At 37.2% G+C, this 5,662-nt stretch carries 5 protein-coding genes; 1 reads left to right on the forward strand and 4 read right to left on the reverse strand.

Features of this window, described 5'->3' with window-relative positions; all coding sequences use genetic code 11:
• The 4 genes from AC1DND_RS17035 to AC1DND_RS17050 form a co-directional block, all read right to left on the reverse strand.
• On the reverse strand, nt 1–176 hold a 176-nt coding region (locus AC1DND_RS17035; RefSeq protein WP_477583409.1), incomplete at its 3' end, for a 6-phosphogluconolactonase.
• A gap of 127 nt (nt 177–303) precedes the next feature.
• The gene (gene zwf / locus AC1DND_RS17040) at nt 304–1,818 is read right to left on the reverse strand and encodes a glucose-6-phosphate dehydrogenase (RefSeq protein ID WP_477583401.1); all 1,515 of its coding nucleotides are present in this window, start codon (nt 1,816–1,818) and stop codon (nt 304–306) included.
• A 29-nt stretch (nt 1,819–1,847) separates the two neighbouring features.
• Complete coding sequence (gene gndA, locus AC1DND_RS17045) at nt 1,848–3,263, reverse strand: NADP-dependent phosphogluconate dehydrogenase (protein WP_477583403.1); 1,416 nt, start codon at nt 3,261–3,263, stop codon at nt 1,848–1,850.
• Nucleotides 3,264–3,348: 85 nt separating this feature from the next.
• Nucleotides 3,349–4,107 carry an ROK family protein gene (locus AC1DND_RS17050; RefSeq protein ID WP_477583405.1) on the reverse strand — a complete coding sequence of 253 codons (759 nt, stop codon included), beginning with the start codon at nt 4,105–4,107 and terminating at the stop codon, nt 3,349–3,351.
• 163 nt (nt 4,108–4,270) lie between these two features.
• Here AC1DND_RS17050 and AC1DND_RS17055 point away from each other — a divergent pair, with 163 nt between their 5' ends.
• Nucleotides 4,271–5,491, forward strand: a complete 1,221-nt coding sequence (locus tag AC1DND_RS17055; RefSeq protein ID WP_477583407.1) for a sterol desaturase family protein — start codon at nt 4,271–4,273, stop codon at nt 5,489–5,491.
• The last annotated feature ends 171 nt before the right edge of the window (nt 5,492–5,662 follow it).

The following is a 5,662-nucleotide window of genomic DNA, read 5'->3' on the forward strand; positions in this document are numbered from 1 at the left end:
ATTCTGTGCTGACCTTCTGTTGCCAGAAGATGATAAAGTGCTTTAGGAGAACTGCCGCCAGTTAATACGAAATTAAAGCGGTCGTTTTCTTCGATAGACATTTCTGCAATTTTAATTACATAATCTGCCAGATCCTGGTTTAGTTCTTCTAATGTTTTGTATATGAGTAGATTCATTTTTATAACTAATAAGAGCCGTCATGCTGAATTTATTTCAGCATCTATTTATTAAAAAGACCCTGAAACAAATTACCTTCGGTGAGCTCGCTAAGGCTCGGTTCAGGGTGACGACCTGAGTAAAAATTTATTCCTTATTCTTCAATGGCAGGTTAAACCAGTGGAAACCATCTCTTGCAATAAGTGCTTCAGCTTCTTCTGGTCCCCAGCTATCGGCAGGGTAGTTAGGGAAGTTGATTGATTTTTTGCTTTCCCAAGTATTTAAAATCGGCATGACCAGTTCCCATGCTGCTTCCACTTGGTCGCCACGCATGAACAAGGTTTGATCGCCCATCATGGCATCTAATAATAAGGTTTCGTAAGCCTCAGGGGTATCACCCTCGTAAGTTCCTTTATAATCGAAAATCATATCAACAGGATTCAATACCATATCCAATCCAGGTCTTTTGGCCTGTACCTGCATACGGATACTCATTTCTGGCTGTATGCTGATTACTAACCTGTTTTGTTGCCAGTTTTCGGTTACGCCTGATGAGAAAATCTGATGCGGAACATCTCTAAATTGAATGGTAATTAAAGATGAAGTTTGGTTTAAGCGTTTTCCAGTTCTTAAATAGAAAGGAATACCTTGCCATCTCCAGTTATCGATATGGAATTTAACAGCAGCAAAAGTTTCTGTATTAGAATGTGCATCAACACCTTTTTCCTGACGGTATCCAGGCACTTCCTTACCTTCAACCCAACCTTTACTATATTGACCCCGAACAGTATGAAAACGGATATCTTCGGCAGAAAAAGGACGCATTGCTCTTAAAACCTCCACCTTACGGTTCCTGATTTCATCAGCATCAAAATTAATTGGCGCTTCCATTCCAACCAAACAAAGCAATTGCAACAGGTGATTCTGAATCATATCTCTTAAAGCACCAGAACCTTCATAATAACCTCCACGATCGCCCACGCCTAACTGCTCGGTTACCGAAATTTGAACGTGATCGATATAAGACCTGTTCCATAACGGCTCGAACAATGCATTGGCAAAACGGAAAGCCATCATGTTTTGTACAGTTTCTTTACCCAAATAATGATCGATGCGATAGATCTGCTTTTCGGTAAAAATGGTGCTCAATAATGTATTCAGTTCTTTTGCTGATTCTAAATCATGGCCGAAAGGTTTTTCGATAACGATACGGCTATTGTCTTCATCTTGTGTAAGTTTATATTTCTGCAAACATTCAGCAATAATCGGGAAGAAATTAGGCGCAACTGCCAGATAGAAAATTACCTGTGTTCCGACTCCAAATTCTTTTTGATATTTTTCTACAGTTGCTTTAAGGTTTTCGAAAGTTTTTGGCTGGGCAAAATCGGTAGGACAGTAACTCATAGTCTTTGCAAAATCGTCCCATTTCTCTTTTTTTACTTTTCCGCTGCGAGAAAACTGGTTTACAGCATCTTCTAAAGCAGCTTTGTAGCTATCGTCGGTAAATTCGGTTCTACCGGTACCAATAACGGCAAATTTATCTGGCATGTAACCCTCAATAAATAAATTATATAGGGCAGGTGCTAATTTTCTTTTGTTTAAATCACCTGTTCCACCAAATATTACAAAAATGGTAGGGTTTAATGCGGTTTTGGTTTTCATTTTATGTTCTTGTTCGTGAATCTAATAGGTTATGATAATTTATTCCAATCAGCATGGAAAACACCATCTTTATCGATACGCTCGAAGGTGTGTGCTCCAAAGAAATCTCTTTGTGCCTGGATTAAGTTAGAAGGCATTCTAGCTGTGGTAATGGTATCGAAATAGGTTAGCGTAGACGCAAATGCAGGGATACCCAAACCAGAATTGATACATGCACTAATTGTTTTGCGTGTACCAGCTAAAGTACCTTTGATAATGTTCTGGATACCCGCATCCCCGAATAGATGTTCTAAAGCGTTGTTTTTATCGTAAGCCTGATAAATATCTTCTAAAAATTTAGCCCTGATGATACAGCCACCACGCCAGATTTTAGCAATTTCCTGTAACTGTAAATCGTATTGGTATTCTTTTGAAGCCTGAACCAGTAAATGCATACCCTGTGCATAAGCACTGATCATAGAGAAGTAAAATGCATCTTCCAGTTCATCAATAGTAACAGCAATTTTGGTGTCTTTTTTGCCAAAAGCCTCTTCTAAAGAAACCCTTAGTTTTTTGAATTTAGATAAATCACGGTTAGAAACAGCTTCGTTAATGGTTGGTACAGGTAACTGAAGTTCCATTGAAACCTCCGAAGTCCATTTTCCGGTGCCTTTTGAGCGTGCTTCATCTTTAATCTGATCTAAAAGATTGTTTTGCGTTTCTGTATCTTTAAAAAGAAAGATTTCGGCAGTAATTTCCAATAAGAAGGATTGCAATCTGCCTTCGTTCCATTTTTTGAAAACCTTATATATATCATCGTTTGAATAGCCTAAGCCATTTTTAAGGATGCCATAAACCTCGGCAATAAGCTCCATAATGGCATACTCAATTCCGTTGTGCACCATTTTAACAAAGTGGCCAGAAGCACCAGGGCCAATATAGGTTACGCATGGATCGGTTCCAACTTTTGCCGCTACAGCATCAAAAACATCTTTAACTACGTTATAAGCCTGTTTATCGCCACCTGGCATCATACTCGGACCAAAACGTGCACCTTCTTCACCACCAGAAATACCCATTCCGAAGAAATGTAAACCATCTTTCTCCAGTTCGTCAACACGGCGGTTGGTATCGGTAAAATGTGAATTTCCGCTATCGATAATAATATCGCCCTTGCTTAAAAGTGGTTTTAGTTCTGCAATAACGCTATCTACAATTGGTCCGGCTGGTACTAATAAGATTAATGTACGTGGTGTTTGTAAGCTAGAAATAAAGCTTTCAATATCGTCAAATCCTTCTAAATTGTGTTTCTTGCCTTCTTCTTCAAGTTTCGAGATCATTTTCCTGTCTTTATCGTAACCTGTTACAGAGAAGCCTTTATCAGCCATGTTTAATAATAAGTTCCGGCCCATTGTGCCTAAACCGATCATTCCCAATTTATATTTTTTCGAATCGTTATTTGCCATTTTTTATTTTTTATAATGCACCCAAAATTAGGGTTTACAAATTAATATTGCAGCTATTGTTGTTAAAAGATTGTAATAAAGATTATTATTTTTTAGGCTCAACTGTAAAGATATTGTACTTGTCGGCCAGTTTCCAGAGTTTAGCACCACCTTTAATCCCGTCTCTGTTGGTTACAATTTTAATATTGCTTTCCAGTTTAAAGTCTATTTGTTTAGAATTGCCACCACCAATATATAAGGTATCATAATTGAAAACCGTTTTGTAGATTTCGATTACTTTTTTGRGCCTTTTATTCCAGCGCTCAGTCCCGATTTTTTCAAAAGCCTTATTTCCGATATAATCGTCATAGTCTTCTTCCTTGCTGATCGGGAAATGGGCAAGTTCTAAATGCGGTAGTAATTCTCCATCGAATAATAAAGCTGTTCCAAAACCTGTACCTACTGTGAAAACAATTTCAAAGCCTTTGCCCTCAACTACACCTAAGCCTTGTTGATCGGCATCATTTACCAAACGTACCGATTTACCTAACTCGTTAGCAACACGCTGAGCGAGATCAACATCTGCCCATTTGTTTTTTGCCAGGTTAGGGGCGGTTTTAACAATTCCGTTTTTAACATAACCGGGAAAACCGATCGATACGCGGTTGTAGCTAACAGGAAAAGGCTTAATCAACTCTATAATTCCAGAAACAATATCCTTTGGAGTAGCTTCTGGTGGGGTTTTGCTTTTTAAATATTCGGTAAGCATATTTCCGCTTTCATCCAAAAGAACTGTTTTAATGCTTGTGCCGCCTATATCAATAGATAATATATTGTTGTTTTCAGCTTTTTTATCTGTAGCCATAATTGTGTATTTATAATTTCGAAGTTCTACAAATAAATTAAAACAACAAACATTAAATGAAGATCGAAGTAATTTAGGTGTAATAATATATTCTATAAAATCTATGTATTTAATAGAATATATTTAAGTTTGTTCCGTTAAACTAAAAAAGACCACAAAAGTTATGACGGTAAACTACCTTGCATTTGCTATTCCAGCGTTTTTTATTTTTGTATTTATTGAGTTTAGGATCGCTCAGCACCAAAAAAAAGCGAAAATATTTAAATATGAAAGTACGGTTGCAAATTTTAGTGTAGGTATTGCCGAAAGGTTATTGAACTTATTTATTGCGGCAAGTTTTTATCAGGTGTACGATTGGGTGTATTTAAATTATGCAATTTTTGATATTTCTACAAAATGGTATGTGTGGATATTATTGCTATTGTCAACAGATCTTGTTTGGTACTGGTACCATAGACTAGGCCACGAAATCAATTTTTTGTGGGCTGCACATATCGTTCATCACCAGAGCGAAGAGTTTAATTTATCCGCGGCTGCGAGGATTACGACCATTCAAGCCATTTTCCGCAACGTGTTTTGGTGTATATTACCATTAATTGGTTTTCATCCCAATATGATTATTACCATACTTTTGGCCCATGGAGCCTATTCATTTTTTACGCATACACAATTAATCGGTAAGCTGGGTTGGCTTGAACGTATATTCATCACGCCTTCTTTGCATGGTGTTCATCATGCCTCTGACGAAAAATACCTGGATAAAAACTATGGCGATGTTTTTGTATTCTGGGATAAATTATTTGGTACTTTTCAGGCCGAAGAAGAGGCGCCTAAATATGGGTTAACACATCCTATTAAGAGTTATAGTTTCCTATGGCAGCATTTTCACTACTATTTAGAAATAGGAGAGGCGTACAAGCGTGCAAATGGATTTAGGGCCAAATGGAATGCCGTGTTCGGGAGCCCAGCGTTGATGGATCAAAACATCCGGCCCATTTTAGAAGAGCGTTACTTTCAAAATAAAATACAACGAGCTGCTAAACCTAAGTTTAAAAACTATTTAAATATACAGTTGATAACAGTGGTTGCAATGCTTACCGGCACGACCTTGTTTTACAGTTTTTTAACACCATTCAATAAAGCTGCAATACTTGTCTTTATCTTGCTTACTTTAATCAACATCGGTGCGCTTTTAGAACAACGTAAATGGATCTATTACCTCGAGTGTTTCAGGCTCATATTAATTTTTGGCTATTTTTTCTACGCTTTTAACCTGCTTGGTTTTTTAATATTTCCGGTGATTATCTTAATTGCACTTGAACGGACATTCTCTTTACGTAAACTTTACATGAAGCATGTATTTGAGTACGCAAAGGCAGGTTAGTTATGTTTCTTTATCTTTCGGTTTAGGTTGATATATAAATGTTACAACGCGATGTTTCGTTTTGTTGCTCTATTTATTTTCCTGTCACCATGCCTTGTAATAAAATTATTACGTGGTGCTTTTGTGTTGATGATTTAATCTGCTGGCGCCTTGTTTTTCTTTATATATTAT

The organism is Pedobacter sp. 01N416, assembly GCF_056399685.1.

Coding starts and splice junctions, on each gene's coding strand:
- zwf (WP_477583401.1), bottom strand. CDS start 1,818: ATGAAAACCAAAACCGCATTAAACCCTACCATTTTTGTAATATTTGGT.
- gndA (WP_477583403.1), bottom strand. CDS start 3,263: ATGGCAAATAACGATTCGAAAAAATATAAATTGGGAATGATCGGTTTA.
- AC1DND_RS17055 (WP_477583407.1), top strand. CDS start 4,271: ATGACGGTAAACTACCTTGCATTTGCTATTCCAGCGTTTTTTATTTTT.